Origin of the sequence: Corynebacterium meitnerae, assembly GCF_027570075.1 — a bacterium.
GTDB classification, from domain to species: Bacteria; Actinomycetota; Actinomycetes; order Mycobacteriales; family Mycobacteriaceae; genus Corynebacterium; species Corynebacterium meitnerae.
On record NZ_JAKMUS010000005.1, the window covers coordinates 121377 to 137385 of the forward strand.

A 16009-nucleotide genomic window follows, 5' to 3' on the forward strand; every position below is an offset into this window, starting at 1 on the left:
ACGGCCGGTGGATGGGGCCGTCAATGATCAAGCTCCTCGAGCGCTTCCGTAACGCTCCTTCCCCGCCGCTTCGGCGCAGCGATGGTTCGCCCACCAATTTTCGCGCCGCGTGGGGATGCGCCGGCACCATGATTCTTCAGCGTGAACGCAGCATCGCCATTGAGCTTTTCGACGGTCAACGGCGCCATCCTGCCCGCCCCCACCACATCCGTCAGAGCCCCAACGACCATGGTGAGCAGTTCGTCCTCGGTGCCGGTTCCTTCGGGGAAGCCGTCGAAGAAGGTGGTCATGGTTTTGCCGCCGCGGGTGAGGTGGGCGGCGAGGAGACCGTCGATAAGCACAACGAGTGCCCCAGCTGAGCGGGTGGGTCCGGTTTCGGGCCATGGGAGTGCGGCGCCGTAGGGGTTCGCGGGGTCGGTGGCGGCGAGCACGTAGACCTTCGGCTCTTTGGTGCCCGACGGCCAACCGACGAGGTCGTCGGAGTCTTGGTGGCCACGCAGCCGGTCAATCGTCGCCGGTGTGGAGAACTGTGCCGCACCGAGCCCCTCCACGAGGTAGCCACGCATGGCCTTGCCACCTTCTTCGAAGGCGGCAAGGGACTTGTAGGCCAGTGCGAATCCGCCGAGGACGTCTTCGGCGACGATACTGCCGCGGGTGACCACGCCGTAGCGGTCCAGCCAGGCCTCCCCATGCGCGAGCGAACGCTGCGTGGGATCCGTATCCGGTGTCGGCGTCGCGGCCCAGCGCCCGGTCATATCCGGTGGAGTGACTGTTGCAAAACTCGTGCGCCCAGAGCGAATCCGGCTGCGAGAGGGCCGGCGCTTCGCACGATGCGCCGTTTTGCCATGCTTGCCGCCGGCCAAGCGCGCACGGATCGGTGCGAAAGAATCCGGTGCGATAAGCCCCGCTTCCACCAGGTCCCACATGGATTCGCGGAGCTCATCAGCGGTGGTCGTGGCTTCACTCGCGGGGCCAAGGATGTCAGTGAACAGGTAGCCGCCGCCGACGTTGAGCTTCTCCATCACCTGCTGCTGGGTCAGACTCAGCATCGGTTCTTCCGGCACTGGCATGAGCTGCGCGGCGTAGTCCGCGGGCAACAGCATGATCCACGGATCACGCGCACCAGCTTTGCCAGCACCGACGATCTGGACTTCGCCGGACAAGGTCAGCTCATCAAGCATCTCCGGGGAATAGTCGCCGACACGGCTGGGCAGGATCATCGACTCCCAGGCGCTTGCCGGCAGACGCACGCCGGCGAGTTGCTCGATGACACTGTATGTGCCGTCCGACCCCCGTAACGGGGGCCGGACTCCAATCGGAGCGACATTCAGCCACGCAGGCATGAACCTCCCGAGCGCGGATTGCGAAACCGGGCGGGTCTGCGCACGTGCCGCGGCGAGTGAACGGGTGCGCACGATACGCAAGACCTCTGCGCCCATGTATTCCTGCTCATCGACGCTCTGGCGGTAACGCCCCTCAATAGCCTTCCCATCCCCTACAAGGCGCTGGAGCACCTCGTAGGCTTGGCCGACGGACAGGCCAAAGGCTGCTGCGAGGTCCCGCAGGGTGAACGGTCCGCGGGTGCGCACCCAGCGGCTGACCAGTTGGCTGAGCGCATCAGGGATCGTGGCCACTTGGGCGGCGATGCCGGGTGGGACGGGGACGCCGAGGCCGTCGCGAAGCAATGGTGCATCGAGTGCTTGGGCGAGGTGCTCGCGGCCGCCGATACGCACGGCCATCATGCGTTTGCCCAGGCTTTCCTCGAGCGCCACGCGTGGGACCGAGGTGTACTGTTCCAGTTCATCGACAGGGACAGGTCCGACGACGCGGAGCGTGTCCGCGAACTGCTCGGAGGTCTCCGCCTTGCCCAGGCGGCGGAGGGAGTGGTCGACGTCGGCGATCACGGTGGCGTCGAGAAGCTCGCGCAATTCGACAGTGCCGAGCAATTTCGCGAGCAACGACGGATCAAGCGCGAGTACCGCAGCGCGTTTCTCGGCGAGCGGGGTGTCGCCTTCGTACATGAACGCGCCGGTGTAATTGAACAGCAAGCTTGAGGCGAACGGACTCGGCTGATCCGTGGTCACCTCCGCGACGCGCAGGCGACGAGTGGACAGATTGCGCATGACGTCTTGCAGCGCGGGTAGGTCGTAGACGTCCTGGAGACACTCGCGGACGGTCTCCAGAATGATGGGGAAAGACGGGTAATTGCGCGCGACGTCCAGCAGCTGCTCCGCGCGTTGGCGCTGCTGCCAGAGCGGTGCGCGCTTGCCCGGGTTGCGGCGCGGAAGGAGCAGCGCGCGGGCAGCGCACTCACGGAAACGCGAGGCGAAAAGTGCGGAATTACCTACCTGTTCAGTGACAATGTCCGCGATCTCATCCGCATCGAATGCGAATATCGACGCATCCGGTTCCCTCTCCCCCTGCGGCAACCGCAACACGATCCCGTCATCCCCCGCGACCGCCTGGGCGTCCATGCCGGTTTCTTGCGCCACCCGCCACCCGGTGGCCAGCGCCCACGCCGCGTTGACACCCTTGCCGAACGGCGTGTGCAGCACCACCCGCCAATCCCCCAGCTCATCGGTGAAGCGCTCAAGCACCAGCGTCTTTTCATCCGGCACAATGCCGGTGGCGTCCTCCTGCTCATCGAGGTATTTCAGCAGGTTGTCGTGGGCATATTCGTCCAGGCTCGCGTCGATGATGGTGGGATCGCTTTTCGCTTCTCTGCGGAATGCGCCCAGCGCCAGCCCGAGTTCATACGGCCTGCCCAGGCTGTCCCCCGTCCAGAACGGCAGGCGGCCCGTGTGGCCCGGCGCGGGGCTGACCTGCACTTGGTCGCGGGTGATGTTCTCAATCCGCCAGCTGGATGCGCCGAGCGTAAACACGTCGCCGACGCGGGATTCGTAGACCATCTCTTCGTCGAGTTCGCCAACGCGTCGGGGTGCTGTTCCCTGTTCCTCGTTTCCAACGAGGAACACGCCGAACATGCCCCTGTCTGGGATCGTTCCGGCGTTGGTTACGGCCACGCGTTGGGCGCCGGGGCGGGCTTTGAGGGTGGTGCCGTCCAGGATCGCGCGGGGGCGGAGTTCCGCGAAGTCGGTGGAGGGGTAGATGCCAATGACGAGGTCGATGACCGCATCGAAGACCTCCCGGGCGAGGTCGCGGTAGGGCCAGGCGCGGGTGACGGTCTCGTACCAATCTTCCAGTTCGAGGTCTTCCATGGCCACGGCCGCGACGGTCTGCTGGGCGAGCACATCGAGCGGGCTCTTCGGGGTGTGCAGTTCCTCGATGAGGCCCTGACGCATACGCGGAACAGTCACGGCTGTTTGCACCAGGTCAGAACGGTGCTTGGGGTAGAACGAGCCCTCCGAGACAGCCCCCACCGAGTGCCCGGCGCGTCCGACTCGCTGCAGGCCCGATGCCACGGACGGTGGGGATTCCACCTGGACGACAAGGTCCACCGCACCCATGTCGATGCCCAGCTCCAGCGAGCTGGTGGACACCACTGCTTTGAGCGTGCCCTCCTTCAATGCGGTTTCCGTGGCTTTGCGTTCTTCCTTGGACACGGAACCGTGGTGCGCGCGTGCGATGACGGGGGTGGCCTTGCCAGCAACGTCTGTTGCTTTCATGAGCTGCGCCGGTGGCCGCCTCGTTTCCGGGCTGAGCGCCTCTGGGTCGTGCTCTGCTGCCCAGATCTCATTGAGCCGGCTGGTCAGCCGTTCCGCGGTGCGGCGGGAGTTGACAAAGACAATCGTCGACTGGTGCGCCATCACTTCCTGGTACAGCTGTGCCTCAATGTGTGGCCAGATCGAGGACTGCCCTGGGGTGGGTGGAGCAGCATCGAGGTCCAGGTCCACGCTGATAACTGCCTCCCCGATCGGCGAACCCTCTTCCGGCACGGGCAGGTCGCTCATGTCGGGGACGGGCACGTGAACGTCGAGCTGCCACTTCTTCTCCGCGGGCGGGTTCACGATCGTGGTGCGCTCGCCCAAGAAATTCGCCACCGCGTCGAGCGGCCTCACCGTCGCGGACAGGCCGATGCGTTGGAAGTTTCCGGCTAGTCTGCGGAGCCTCTCCAGCGACAACACCAAATGCACGCCACGCTTCGTGCCGGCGAGCGCGTGGATCTCATCGACGATGACGGTATCCACCGTCTTCAGAATTCCCGCCGCTTTGCTGGTGAGCATCAGGTAGAGGCTCTCCGGCGTGGTGATGAGAATGTCCGGAGGTTTACGCGCCTGCCGGTTGCGCTCCGCCTGCGGGGTATCGCCGGAGCGGACCGCCACGGACACATCCGGCATGTCCAACCCCATGCGCTGCGCCACCCGGGCAATGCCGGTCAGCGGTGCGCGGAGGTTGTTCTCCACGTCCACGCCTAGGGCTTTCAGTGGGGAGATATAGAGGACTTTTACCCCTGCGCGCGTTCCCTGGGTGGTGCGCTGGAGGGCCACGTTGTCGTCGAAATGCAGTGCTTGCTGCCCGGCGCGATTCACCATCGAATTGAGTGACCACAAAAACGCCGCGAGCGTCTTACCCGAGCCAGTCGGGGCGACGACAAGGGTGTTCTCCCCCTCCGAGATCGATTGCCACGCCTGCTCCTGCACTGGAGTCGGCGCGGCGAAGACCTCCTCAAACCACGTTGCCACCTGCGGGTGGAAGCGGTCGAGCACGCGACCAGAATCCCCGCTCACGGAGTGGTTGGAAGGGTTCTCAGGCACGTGTTCACTTTAACCGGGAAGAACATAACACTTAACTTCCCACTACATAACACTTGTGGGATGTTATGTGGGAAGTTAAGTGTTATGTCGCTCCCACCAGCACATTCCATCAGGTAGTCAGCCGGTAGCGCTGGCGTGGGGAGCGGGCTGGCTCCGTTGGCTCCACCGTTCCGTCGGCCACAAGTTGGTTGATCGCTTTCTGCACCGCCGTCCGGCTGAGCCCCGTTGCGTTAACAAGTTCGGTGGTAGACCACGATTCACGTTCGGTAAAAAGCTTGGCCACTTGGTCCATCGCGGTTCCATGACGTTCGGCCGGCGCCACTCGCCTCTTCCGGAAGGTGACGGTGAAATCAGTCAAACGATCCGTGAAGATCGGCGGCGGCATCAGTGCCTCCTCCAGCGCACGGTTGATCGTCGCAATGCCAGAGCCTCGATTTTCGGCGACCGGGCCGCCGCCATCAAAAGTCAGGTCTTCGAGGAACGATGACAGTCGACGGTTCCGCGAAGAACTAATGCCTGCTTCGCCGAGGTTCTCAACCGTAACACCACCGTAGAGTCCGCCCGGGTTTGTGATTTCCAGGCGGTCCACGAACATGTTGATCTGAACCTGGCTCCCTAGTGAGCTTGGTGAATAATCACGGTGCATCAACGCATTCACCAGCGCCTCCCTGACAGCCACGAGGGGATATTCAGGCAAATCGGTGCGGTACACATCCCCAATCACACTGGCGGTGCGCATGTTTTTCTGAACAATCGCCACACCGGATTCGACGAGCTCAGGAATAGTCCCAACGAGTGTCGCGCTATCAAGCAGCCTCTCCCCGACCGTGACATCACCTTTACCCGTGCCCGGAAACAGCCCGAAAGTGACCGTCAGGCGAGGAAAGAACTCCTGGGGATAATCCCCCATCGTCATCAGCGCAGCCAATGTCGGGTGTTCACCCTTCATCACCCGCAGACGACGCAAAGCCTGGTCTTCCCCATCCGCAAATGTCTTTGGCCGGCGTGCTTTCTGAACAGCCAGGTAGTCACCTAATGTCACCTCTTCCAGATCGGCGCGGCCAGCTTCCTCCACTGGCTCCTCATCCCAACGCGGCTGCACTTCTTCTTCGAGGAGGCGATCAATTTCATACTTAGTCAGCCGGCGTTCCCCGTCACCGGTACGAATGAAAGAACCGTTGCATCGACCCTGTTCAGTGATGTAACTCGGTTTATCTTCACGGTTGAGCGGAGGCACTTCAACCACAAGCACGAAAGACCCTTCATGTTTGTGAATCTCTAGAACCGGCCGCACCGCCGGGGTGAGCTCTTCACAGCGAGACGCCACAGCATCGCGAGCTTTCGACGCATCAAACCCCTCGACTGGCGTAAACCCATCCTCTTCGCTCAGGCCGATGAGCAGGATACCCCCGTCACCATTGGAAAAAGCGCTGAGAGTTTCGCGGATATTCTTTCCCACTCCGCTCTTGACTTCGACTGCCTGCCCCTCGGCACCAATGATCTTGAGCTCGGCAATAAGGCCATCAAGCTCGTCATCCGTCATTGCTCTGCCCTCCCCTTTCTCATGGTGGCCACCTGTTTCAGTCCAACATAACACTTAACTTCCCACTACATAACACTTGTGGGATGTTATGTGGGAAGTTAAGTGTTATGTTCCCGTCTCGCTTGGCCCCCTCACAACGCAAACCCCAATAAACGTTTTCATATAAGCCAGGTGGCGCCACCGCGAGAAATTACTGACGGCCCCTTCCACTCGATTCATTGCAGTTGATTCATTGCAGTTTGCAGACCAGTGGCCCAGACGGGGCACCACACAGAGAACGGCTCACACCGCCCCCGCACATCTACGGCACAAGCCGGGAAGCGGTAAGGTCTAGGCCATGACGGCAACGTATTCGGACTCACGGTTGACCAACCTCATTGCGCAAGGCACGGGCGAGATTCTGAAGGGGATTCGCGGCGTCGGCCTGCTGCGGGGCCGGGAGCTCGGTGAGGCGGGCGATGATCTGGCACAGAACTGGATCGCTCGCGTGCTGGAGCAGCACCGCCCGGAGGATGGTTTCTTGTCAGAAGAGGCCGTGGATGACCTGGCGCGCTTGGACTGCCGCCGCGTGTGGATCGTGGATCCGCTCGATGGCACGAAGGAATTCGCCACCGGCCGCCAGGACTGGGCAGTGCATATCGCGCTGGTCGAAGACGGTGTCCCTATCCACGCGGCCGTGGGCCTGCCGGACCTGGGCGTGGTGTTTAAGTCATCCGACGTGCGCCATGTGTCGGGCCCGTTGTCCCGAAAGATCGCGCTGTCCCACAACCGCCCCCCGGCCGTGGCCAAATACGTGGCCGAGAAGATGGGATTTGAGGCCGCCGGCATCGGCTCGGCCGGAGCAAAGGCCATGCACGTTCTGCTGGGTGACTACGACGCATACATCCACGCGGGCGGGCAGTATGAGTGGGATCAGGCGGCGCCGGTGGGCGTCGCTAAGGCAGCGGGCCTTCACGCGACAAGGCTGGATGGCTCGGAAGTTCGCTTCAACAATAAGGACACGTATATTCCTGATTTGTTGATCTGCCGCCCGGAAATCGCGGACGAGATTTTGGAACACGCTGCTGCCTACAAGGAAGAGCACGGCAGTTACGAGGGAATTGCAAAGTGACAGAAACCATTAACACCCCCTACGAGGACCTGCTGCGCGAAATCCTGGAAACCGGCACCCCGAAGAGCGACCGGACCGGCACGGGCACGATCAGCCTGTTTGGCAAGCAGCTGCGCTACAACCTGGCGGAATCCTTTCCCCTGCTGACCACCAAGAAGGTGTACTTCAAGGGTGTTGTCGGCGAGCTGCTGTGGTTCCTCAAGGGTGACTCGAATGTGCGCTGGCTGCAGGAGAACAACATCCGCATCTGGAACGAGTGGGCCGATGAGAACGGTGAGCTCGGCCCGGTTTACGGCGTGCAGTGGCGCTCGTGGCCCACACCCGATGGCCAGCATGTTGATCAGATTCAGAATGCGCTGGACCTTCTCACCCAGGACCCGGAGTCCCGTCGCAACCTCGTCTCCGCGTGGAATGTGGCGGAGCTGGACAAGATGGCACTTATGCCCTGCCACCTGCTGTTCCAGCTCTACGTCGCCGACGGCAAGCTGTCCATGCAGGTCTACCAGCGCTCCGCGGACATGTTCCTCGGCGTGCCCTTCAACATCGCGTCCTACGCGCTGCTCACGCACATGTTCGCCCAGCAGGCGGGCCTTGAGGTCGGCGAACTCATCTGGACCGGCGGGGATTGCCACATCTACAACGACCACATCGAGCAGGTCCGCGAGCAGCTGTCGCGCGACGCCCGCCCATACCCGCAGCTGGAGCTGAACAAGGCAGAGTCCATCTTCGACTACACCTTCGACGACATCGCAGTCACCGGCTACGACCCGCACCCGACTATCACCGCGAAGGTCTCGGTCTAACATGCTTGGCGCAATCTGGGCGCAAAGCCTCGACGGTGTCATCGGCGACGGCAAAGACATGCCATGGTACCTGCCAGAGGACCTCAAACATTTCAAAGAGACCACGCTGGGCAGCCCCGTCATCATGGGGCGCCGCACGTGGGAATCACTCCCCTTCAAGCCGCTGCCCGGCCGCCCGAATCACGTCGTCTCCTCACGCGAGCCCGGCGAATGGTCCGACGGCGCGCTCGTCTCCCGCTCCCTCCCCGCCATCGACACCGACGCATGGATCATGGGCGGAGCGCAACTCTACGAAGCCACGCTCGACCAGGTCGACATCATTGAGCGCACGCTTATCGACGTCTCCCTCCCCCACCTCCCCACCCCCGTCCACGCCCCACGCATCCCAGCGGAATTTGAGCTGGTCCACGAAACCGAATGGTTCACTTCTACACGTGGCCGCGTGACGTTCGATGGCACCGACTTTTCACCACTGCGCTACCGCTTCCAACGTTTTGAACGAAAGGCTTAGAGCTTTGTCTAACACTCCTTCAACCCCTGCGACCACCGCACCCGTCACCGTCTTTGCCGCGTCCTGGTGCCCGTTCTGCACGGCGTTGATCGCAGACCTTCGCCGCGCGAAGTTACCGGAAGGCGCCGTGGAGATCGTCGATGTCGAAGCACCCGGCGTGGACGCTGACGATTGGATCAAGTCCGTCAACGACGGCAACCGCATCGTGCCCACCATCCTCTACTCCGACGGCACCCACGCCACCAACCCACCGGCCGCTGACGTGCTGGCCAAGCTCGCGGATCTAAGCTAGAACCACTGCAATTTACAGCGCGCGAACGACTCTCTATCTTTCAAAAATCACGCTTTTTGAAAGATACAAGCTTTAGGTGGGTCTCTAAATTGCAATCATCTCACCTGGGAAAATCCCATCGCGCAGCGCTCTAAGCAGCTAAAACAGGCCTTCTATAGCCACCAAGACCTTGCAAAATAGCTAAGCCATGGCTTTCTAGCAGGAAGCGTGCACGACGCGGGGTGCGTCGCAATCGGTTTAGTTCCACGACAAGCTTCTAAAACATTTTTGTGTTTCGCGGGAACCGGCCTGTTTCCGCTGGTCATACGCTTTCTGCTCGGGCTGTAGCCCGCGCTGTCTGTGGATAGTTTTTCCGGTTATCCACAGGTTTTTGGGGCCCTTCTCGCGCGTTTTTGCATTTGCGTTTAGCGTGCATGGCATGAGTTCTTTTGCAGCCTTAGTAGCGGGTTTCACCAACCCGATCGAGACCTTGGCAGACTTTGATGCCAGGGTGCTCCTCGATGCTGGCTGCAGCCCTGCCCGTGTTCGCGAATTTGTAAAGGTCCACACGGCCTACTACGGCAAGACCAGGTTCACCCGTAAGCAAGCCAACGCGATCAAGGTGGCACGCTCGACCCAGAAGTCGATGGATCAACTCGTCTACATCGAATCCCGAGTAGCACCTTTCCCCGACCCCGCCGAGAAGTGGCGCCTACGCCTTGCCCTGTTGTCTGTTCCGGGCAATTACGACACGCTCAAGCGCCGTGCGAAGGACATCGTGCCCGAGGTGGACAAGCCAGCCCCGGAACCAACAGTCCGGTATGGCCGCTCGAATAAGAAGAGGCGTCCTGTGACCATCATGGCGCTGGAAGAAGACGCTGCAGCTATTGAATTCGCGACACGCCAAAACCTCAAAGACGGCCCTGCTGGCCCGCAAATGTACGAGAAGCTCATGGCCATCCTTGGCCTGCGCCCTTCCGAGGATGACACTCCTTCCGGCATTGCCCCGGCAGTGCCGCGCCCCTTGGTGCTCATCCCACTGGACGAGCACATCACAATCATGAAAGGCGACGGCGACGACGTCATCCTGGGGCTCACCGATGGCACGACGATGACTGGTGCGGAGTTTTTGGCCAAGAATTTTGGGGACGTCCTAGAAGTAGCGATGTTCCACCCCCAAGAAGGCCCCGTCAACCTCTACGCCACTCAGCGCTTCGCCAACCAGAAACAACGCGACCTAGCCCGGGCCACCATGCCGACGTGTCCTGTGCCTGATTGCCGGCACGCGGCAGATAACTGCGAGGTCCACCACATCACAGCCTGGTCGAGGGGAGGGCTGACCAACATGAACAACCTGGCCATGCTGTGCCGGTATCACAACCGCACCAATGATGATGACCCTGCCAAACCCCACCACGGCCGAGTGGAGAACATCCGCGGCGCCCCGATGTGGAGATCACCGAACGGATACCTCATCCCCAACACCGTCCACCCCTTCGGAGCAATGACACTCCTGTACGGCAGGTAACCCACCACCTCACCGAATAGCCGGCTCGTCCGGCCATTTGGTGTGCCCAGGTTTGACTATGGCGAAGGGCGCCACGCAAAACCGCAGGTCGCAGATCGGCGCAAAGCGCGATAGTCAAACCAGATAGTCAAGCCGGTACATCAATGGCGAAGACCCGGAGGCCAACAGTGGTAACAGGGCTGGGTCGCACCACGGGGCAACACATAGCCCGCTACACAATGACCCCCGACAAGATCTACTACAACCAAAAAGACAACGAACTCAACCCCAAACCAGGCAACAAAAATAAAAGAAGTCCCGAGACATAACCGGAACTATGTCTCGAGACAACACATGGCGCCCCAGAGAGGAATCGAACCTCCGACACCGGCTTTAGGAGAGCCGTGCTCTATCCACTGAGCTACTAGGGCAACGGGAATCTACGTTACCGCACCGTCATCAGGGGGCGAAAGACGCGGCCTGAACTGGGCGTTGTTCCAGGCTGAGACCTAGAGTCGCGCGAGGACCTGGTCGAGTGTGGCGTTGGCGGCGTCGATAGATTCCTGCGAGTCGTCTTTGATCACGACGTCGATGAAGGCGCCATTCTTCTCTGCGGCGACGCTGTAAAGGGTGACTTCGGTTCCATCGTCGAAAACTGAGTGCGAGATGATTGCACGCCCTTTGTTCGCGTCGCCTTCGAATGGGATTTCCTTGTCGGTGATGTGCTGTGTGTAGCCGTGCATCGTGACGGTGTACTTGTCACAGGACCCATCAGATTTCTCCAGATCAGTCTTCCGGTAATCAGCGATATCCGCGGCCTCCGCGATGAGCGTGAAGCTATCGACGTCCAGGTCAGCCATCGCGTAATTGTCCACACTCATTCTCTCAGCATGGTTCGCTCGCGCAGGGTCGGTGACGCTTTCCGCGCATTCAGCTGGTTCAACTTTGACGTTGTCCACCGCGTTGCCGGCTTCCGCGTCCCGGGACATTTGGATGAATTCTTCGATCTGTTCCGGCGTGCGAACGGCAACGGGCTGGCCTTTGTAGGTGATGCCGTCCAAAAGCGTGCGGTAGTCAACGTCCTTCGGCGCCTCGGAGGCAACAGCGCTATCGTGGCTCTCTGCTGCAGGTGGCACGTCTTCACTCGCCCCGCACCCAGCCACGGCCATGAGGCTGACTGCGGCAAGCGCGGCACTAAATGCTCTGATCATGCGCCCCAGCATATGCACGCACAGCGCAGCACGCTGGCCAAGCGGGAGAATCCAATTACCCGGGGAATTCCAAGAATTGCCACCGAGCGTGCCTAGACTGTCCGCATGACTGGATACTTGGTTCCCACCAAAAAGGTTCGGGTAGCGGATCTGAAGCAGAAGAAGGCCGATGGGGAAAAGTGGGCAATGGTCACCGCCTACGATTACTCCACGGCGCGCGTGTTCGCGGAGGCGGGCATTGAGTGCATGCTCGTCGGTGATTCCGCGGCAAATGTTGTGTTTGGCTATGAGACGACGAACCAGGTCTCCATCGACGAGATGACCTACCTCGCCGCCGCAGTCGTGCGTGGCGCGGGCAATGCGCTGGTTATCGCGGATCTGCCGTTTGGCAGCTACGAGGCTTCCGACGAGCAGTGTGTCCGCAGCGCCACCGAGATGATTCACCGCAGCGGTGCACACATGGTCAAGCTCGAAGGCGGGGTGCGCATCGCGTCGCGCATCAAGGCTCTCAAGGATGCGGGCCTAGCAGTGTGCGCGCACTTGGGCTTCACGCCGCAGTCGGTGGATAACCTCAGCGGCTTCAAAGTCCAGGGCCGCGATGACAGTGCTGATCAGCTCCGCGCCGACATGGAGGCCGTGGTCAACGGGGGCGCAGACATGGTGGTTTTTGAGATGGTCCCCGCTCCCCTCGCAGCAGAGCTCACCGCAAACAGCCCGGTGCCCACTGTCGGCATCGGCGCCGGCCCAGACACGGATGCGCAGGTGCTGGTCTGGCACGATCTGGCGGACTTCCCCGCTGGCGGCCACCGTGCCCGCTTCGTGCGCAAGTTCGGCGCCGTGGGCGAGGCACTGGCCACGGCAGCCAGCGACTACAAGCGCGCTGTCCACGAGGGAGAATTCCCCGCGGAAGAGCACTCGTTCTAGCTAGATTTCAATCGCAACGTTGTCGATGAGCCGGGTCTCCCCCACCTTCGCCGCAACGAGCAGGCGAGCGGGACCGCGGTATCCGGCGGGGAGTTCGCCAAGCTCCGGGGTGGTCACGGCAAGGTAGTCGAGGGCGACATTGGGGGCGGCGTCGAGAAGGGAACGAGCTTCCTCGTACGAACCGGTAGCCAGCGCGCGGGACAACACGAGGGCGGCCTGGTGCTCTTCGGGGCTGAGGTAGCGGTTACGGGACGACAGCGCCAGGCCGCTATCTTCGCGGATGATCGGGCAGCCGTGCGCGTGCACGGGCAGGTGCAGGTCCTCCACCATCTGCCGGATCAGGGCCAGCTGCTGGTAATCCTTCTCCCCAAAGAACGCGTCGGTGGCGCCGGTGAGGCAGAACAGTTTGGCCACCACGGTGAGCACGCCCGCGAAGTGAGTCGGGCGGGTCTTGCCCTCGAGGACAGAACCCAAAGGCCCAGGATGGATGGTGGTGCGGGGGCCGTGGGGGTACATCGTGGATACGCTCGGCGCGAAGACCGCGTCCACGCCTTCCGCTTCCAGCTTGGCCATGTCCTCGTCAAGCGTGCGCGGGTACGCGTCTAGGTCCTCCCCCGGCGCGAACTGCAGTGGGTTGACAAAGATGCTCACCACCACCGGATTACCCAACTTCTTAGCCTCACGCACGAGCGAAATGTGGCCGCTGTGCAGGGCGCCCATGGTGGGGACGAGGGAGACGCGGGGGGCGTCGATAAGCACATCTTTGAGCTCTGCAGGCGTTCTAGTCAGGCGAGTCATGTGGCTCAGCGTAGCGCCTGAGTGCTTCGAGGTGACCTTCGAGGGCCTTCTCCCCTGCCCGCGTGAGCGTGACCCACACGGTGTCCTTCGCGCGTGACGAACCGTACTCGCGGAAACGGGTGATGTAGCCGTGCTCCTCGAGCGCCGAGAGCTGCTTCGACAGCGTGGCATCCGACAGCTCCGTGATCTCCCGCAGCCGCGCGAAGCGCATCTCGCGCCGCACCTTGCCCTCCGTCGCCCCGGCAGCGCGCAGGGCTGCGCAGATCCTCAGGCGGTTCAGTGGATGAATAACCGGGTCGATCAATGGTATTTCCTCCACGTCAGGCCGTAGCCCGCGATCATCGCGGCGGTGGCAAGAATGCCCACAGTGACCCCCACGGCCAGATTGCCGTCCGGATAGCGGTCCGCGAAAACCTGCATCCCGATATACGCGATCGTATACAGCACCATGAACGTGAGGAAGCGCTTCCAGCTCCATGTCCCCTCATCGGGCTGCACGTCCTGCTTCATCGCCGCGCGGACTGCCTTCTTACCGCTGAACTCGAGCACCATCATGAGTACCAGCGACCCGATCAGCGCGAGTAGCCCCCACACCTGCCCGGCCAGCATGAGGCCGATGCCCAGGCCGAGCACAACACTGACTGCCGCGATCATCGGCCACGGGATCGGAGTGTGTGCGGCACGGGCCTCCACATCACGGACCGCCTCGAGCGAGTCACGCACCGTGCTCGCATCCATCTGCTTATTTTCCATAACAGAAAGCATAGCGCTTATCGACGCCCCCCGCCACCCTCTACATCGTGTTCACAATCAGGCCGATGTGGGTGTAGAAGTTCATCGCACCGAACAGCAGCCAGATCGTGCCCGAGATGATCCACAGCCACTCGATGGTCTTGAACAGCCCGGAGATAGTGCCCTCGCCCGTGCCACGAACCGCGAACGGAAGCAGCACTGCACCAAGTCCAACCATGGTAAACAGCACACCAATGAAGCTGGCCTCCATCATCGGCCAGTCGGCGAAGGCGCCGGAGATCGGCTCCTCGGCCGGGGCAGCGAACAGCGTGTACACAACGCCGGCCAACGCAATACCAAACAGGGCGAGACCCAGCCCGGCAATGAAGATCGTGGCCGGGCGAAGCGTCTTCATCGCACTGTGGAAGCTCGCGTCAGAGCCGGCGGCGTAGTACTCGCGCTTGTTCCACAGGAAGAAAGCGGCAGCGCCCAGCAGAACACTGAAGCCCAGGGACGTTTCACCAAAGACGATGTTATCGAAGGCAAAGTCCGGCGCCAGCGGCCACGTCAGCGTCATGTGCAGGCCAGTTGGGAAAAGGATGAGCGCGAGCGCACCGAAGGTCAGCGCGTAGCCCTCTACCTCCTCGAGCTTCCCGTTGCGGAAGTCGCGGAAGAAGAGCGCAACGGCAATGAGGCCGGCGCCCACCGCCACGGCCATGATCGTGTTGTATGTCGGCATATTGCCCCAGTCGATGAGGCCCGGGGTCTGTTCACCAGTGAAAAAAGTCTTCATACCCGCACCGTATCCCCTTGTGACCACTGGGGTCAATGGTGCTAATGTTGCTGCTGTGAATAACTCTTTTGCCTCCTCTAAGGGATCCGCTCCCCTTTCCCGTCGCTCTTTCCTCGGCAACGCCACCCTGGCCACCGCGCTGGGCGCCGCCGCCCTCGTCGGCGTTTCGCGCCTCCCCAATGCCGCTGCGCAGGGCCGCCCGATCGGCACGGTGCTCGACTACGCCGGTGGTGTCCCCTCCGCCCGCTCCGTGAAGGCCGCCGGCCACATGGGTGCCGTGCGCTACGTCTCCCAGCGCCGCCCCGGCGCATCATGGATGCTGGGCAAGCCCGTTGCGCTTAAGGAAACCCAGGCCTTCGCCGCTAACGGCCTGTTCACCGCGTCGGTCTACCAGTTCGGCCGCGCTGAAACCGCTGACTGGCTCGCCGGTGCCGCCGGCGCTGCTGTCCACGCCCCGCAGGCCATTAACCTGCACCGCGCAGCAGGCGGCCCGAACGGCAAGCCGATCTACGTAGCTATCGACGACAACCCCACCCGCGCCCAGTACGACAACCAGATCCGCCCGTACCTGCGTGCCTTCCAGGAGCGTCTCACCGCAGCCGGTCTGCGCACCGGCGTGTACGGCAACTGGAACGTCATCCAGTGGTGCGTCCAGGACGGCATCGGCTCCTACTACTGGCAGCACGACTGGGGTTCCGGCGGAAAGCTGCACCCGCGCGCCAACATTCACCAGAAGGCGAAGTGGCAGGTCACCATCGACGGTGTGCTTTGCGACGTCAACAACGTCTACACCTCCGACTGGGGCCAGTGGCAAGCCGGCGGCCGCGTCGTCGCCCCGCCTCCTGCCTCGACACCGGGCCAGCCAGCCGCCCCCGCAGCACCGGCACCCGGTTTCCGCCTGCCGGAGAACTCCTCCCTGCCGAACTTCTCCAACCCTTCGCCTGAGGCCCTGTCCTCTGAGGCGCAGCGCTTCGTGTCCAACATCAACGGGCAGGACATCCAGAACGCCGTCAACTTCGCGCGGCAGTTCATCCGCTAGGGCTCATTAGGCCACGGCTAGAACCCGATACCTTCACCCCGAGAACCGGCC

14 protein-coding genes and 1 tRNA gene are annotated in these 16009 nt (G+C 62.2%); 7 read left to right on the plus strand and 8 right to left on the minus strand.

Annotated elements, in window-relative coordinates:
- Positions 1-20 precede the first annotated feature (20 nt).
- The gene (locus L8U60_RS04820; RefSeq protein ID WP_269965242.1) at positions 21-4715 is read right to left on the minus strand and encodes an ATP-dependent helicase; all 4695 of its coding nucleotides are present in this window, start codon (positions 4713-4715) and stop codon (positions 21-23) included.
- Between the two features lie 109 nt (positions 4716-4824).
- The gene (locus L8U60_RS04825; protein ID WP_269965243.1) at positions 4825-6258 is read right to left on the minus strand and encodes an ATP-binding protein; all 1434 of its coding nucleotides are present in this window, start codon (positions 6256-6258) and stop codon (positions 4825-4827) included.
- 337 nt (positions 6259-6595) lie between these two features.
- Here L8U60_RS04825 and L8U60_RS04830 point away from each other — a divergent pair, with 337 nt between their 5' ends.
- The 5 genes from L8U60_RS04830 (at position 6596) to L8U60_RS04850 (ending at position 10482) form a co-directional block, all read left to right on the plus strand.
- On the plus strand, positions 6596-7369 hold the full coding sequence (locus L8U60_RS04830) for a 3'(2'),5'-bisphosphate nucleotidase CysQ (RefSeq protein WP_269965244.1): 774 nt from the start codon (positions 6596-6598) through the stop codon (positions 7367-7369).
- Positions 7366-8172, plus strand: a complete 807-nt coding sequence (locus tag L8U60_RS04835; RefSeq protein WP_269965245.1) for a thymidylate synthase — start codon at positions 7366-7368, stop codon at positions 8170-8172. Before L8U60_RS04830 ends, L8U60_RS04835 begins: the two co-directional genes overlap by 4 nt.
- 1 nt (position 8173) lies before the next feature.
- Entirely contained in the window at positions 8174-8683 is a 510-nt protein-coding gene (locus tag L8U60_RS04840) for a dihydrofolate reductase (protein ID WP_269965246.1), read from the plus strand.
- A gap of 4 nt (positions 8684-8687) precedes the next feature.
- On the plus strand, positions 8688-8975 hold the full coding sequence (locus L8U60_RS04845) for a glutaredoxin domain-containing protein (protein ID WP_269965247.1): 288 nt from the start codon (positions 8688-8690) through the stop codon (positions 8973-8975).
- A gap of 418 nt (positions 8976-9393) precedes the next feature.
- Positions 9394-10482 (plus strand): HNH endonuclease signature motif containing protein, encoded by a 1089-nt coding sequence (locus L8U60_RS04850; RefSeq protein WP_269965248.1) that lies wholly within the window; start codon positions 9394-9396, stop codon positions 10480-10482.
- A gap of 334 nt (positions 10483-10816) precedes the next feature.
- Here L8U60_RS04850 and L8U60_RS04855 read toward each other — a convergent pair.
- Positions 10817-10892, minus strand: a tRNA-Arg gene (locus L8U60_RS04855).
- A 78-nt stretch (positions 10893-10970) separates the two neighbouring features.
- Positions 10971-11672: a hypothetical protein gene (locus L8U60_RS04860; RefSeq protein ID WP_269965249.1), complete on the minus strand. Its 702-nt coding sequence runs from the start codon at positions 11670-11672 to the stop codon at positions 10971-10973.
- Between the two features lie 105 nt (positions 11673-11777).
- Between L8U60_RS04860 and panB the strand changes: the two genes are divergently transcribed.
- Complete coding sequence (gene panB / locus L8U60_RS04865) at positions 11778-12596, plus strand: 3-methyl-2-oxobutanoate hydroxymethyltransferase (protein ID WP_269965250.1); 819 nt, start codon at positions 11778-11780, stop codon at positions 12594-12596.
- On the opposite strand, the gene panC is transcribed toward panB, so the two are convergent.
- Genes panC through L8U60_RS04885 form a run of 4 tightly spaced genes read right to left on the minus strand, consistent with a single transcriptional unit; the run spans position 12597 to position 14919 of the window.
- A complete protein-coding gene (gene panC / locus L8U60_RS04870; RefSeq protein WP_269965251.1) occupies positions 12597-13394 on the minus strand; it encodes a pantoate--beta-alanine ligase in 798 nt (265 codons plus the stop codon).
- The gene (locus tag L8U60_RS04875; protein WP_274708471.1) at positions 13378-13698 is read right to left on the minus strand and encodes a transcriptional regulator; all 321 of its coding nucleotides are present in this window, start codon (positions 13696-13698) and stop codon (positions 13378-13380) included. The genes panC and L8U60_RS04875 overlap by 17 nt, the downstream gene beginning before the upstream one ends.
- The gene (locus tag L8U60_RS04880; protein ID WP_269965252.1) at positions 13695-14147 is read right to left on the minus strand and encodes a hypothetical protein; all 453 of its coding nucleotides are present in this window, start codon (positions 14145-14147) and stop codon (positions 13695-13697) included. Before L8U60_RS04880 ends, L8U60_RS04875 begins: the two co-directional genes overlap by 4 nt.
- A gap of 40 nt (positions 14148-14187) precedes the next feature.
- Positions 14188-14919, minus strand: a complete 732-nt coding sequence (locus L8U60_RS04885; RefSeq protein ID WP_269965253.1) for a DUF981 family protein — start codon at positions 14917-14919, stop codon at positions 14188-14190.
- Between the two features lie 55 nt (positions 14920-14974).
- Here L8U60_RS04885 and L8U60_RS04890 point away from each other — a divergent pair, with 55 nt between their 5' ends.
- A complete protein-coding gene (locus L8U60_RS04890; protein ID WP_269965254.1) occupies positions 14975-15958 on the plus strand; it encodes a DUF1906 domain-containing protein in 984 nt (327 codons plus the stop codon).
- Positions 15959-16009 lie beyond the last annotated feature (51 nt).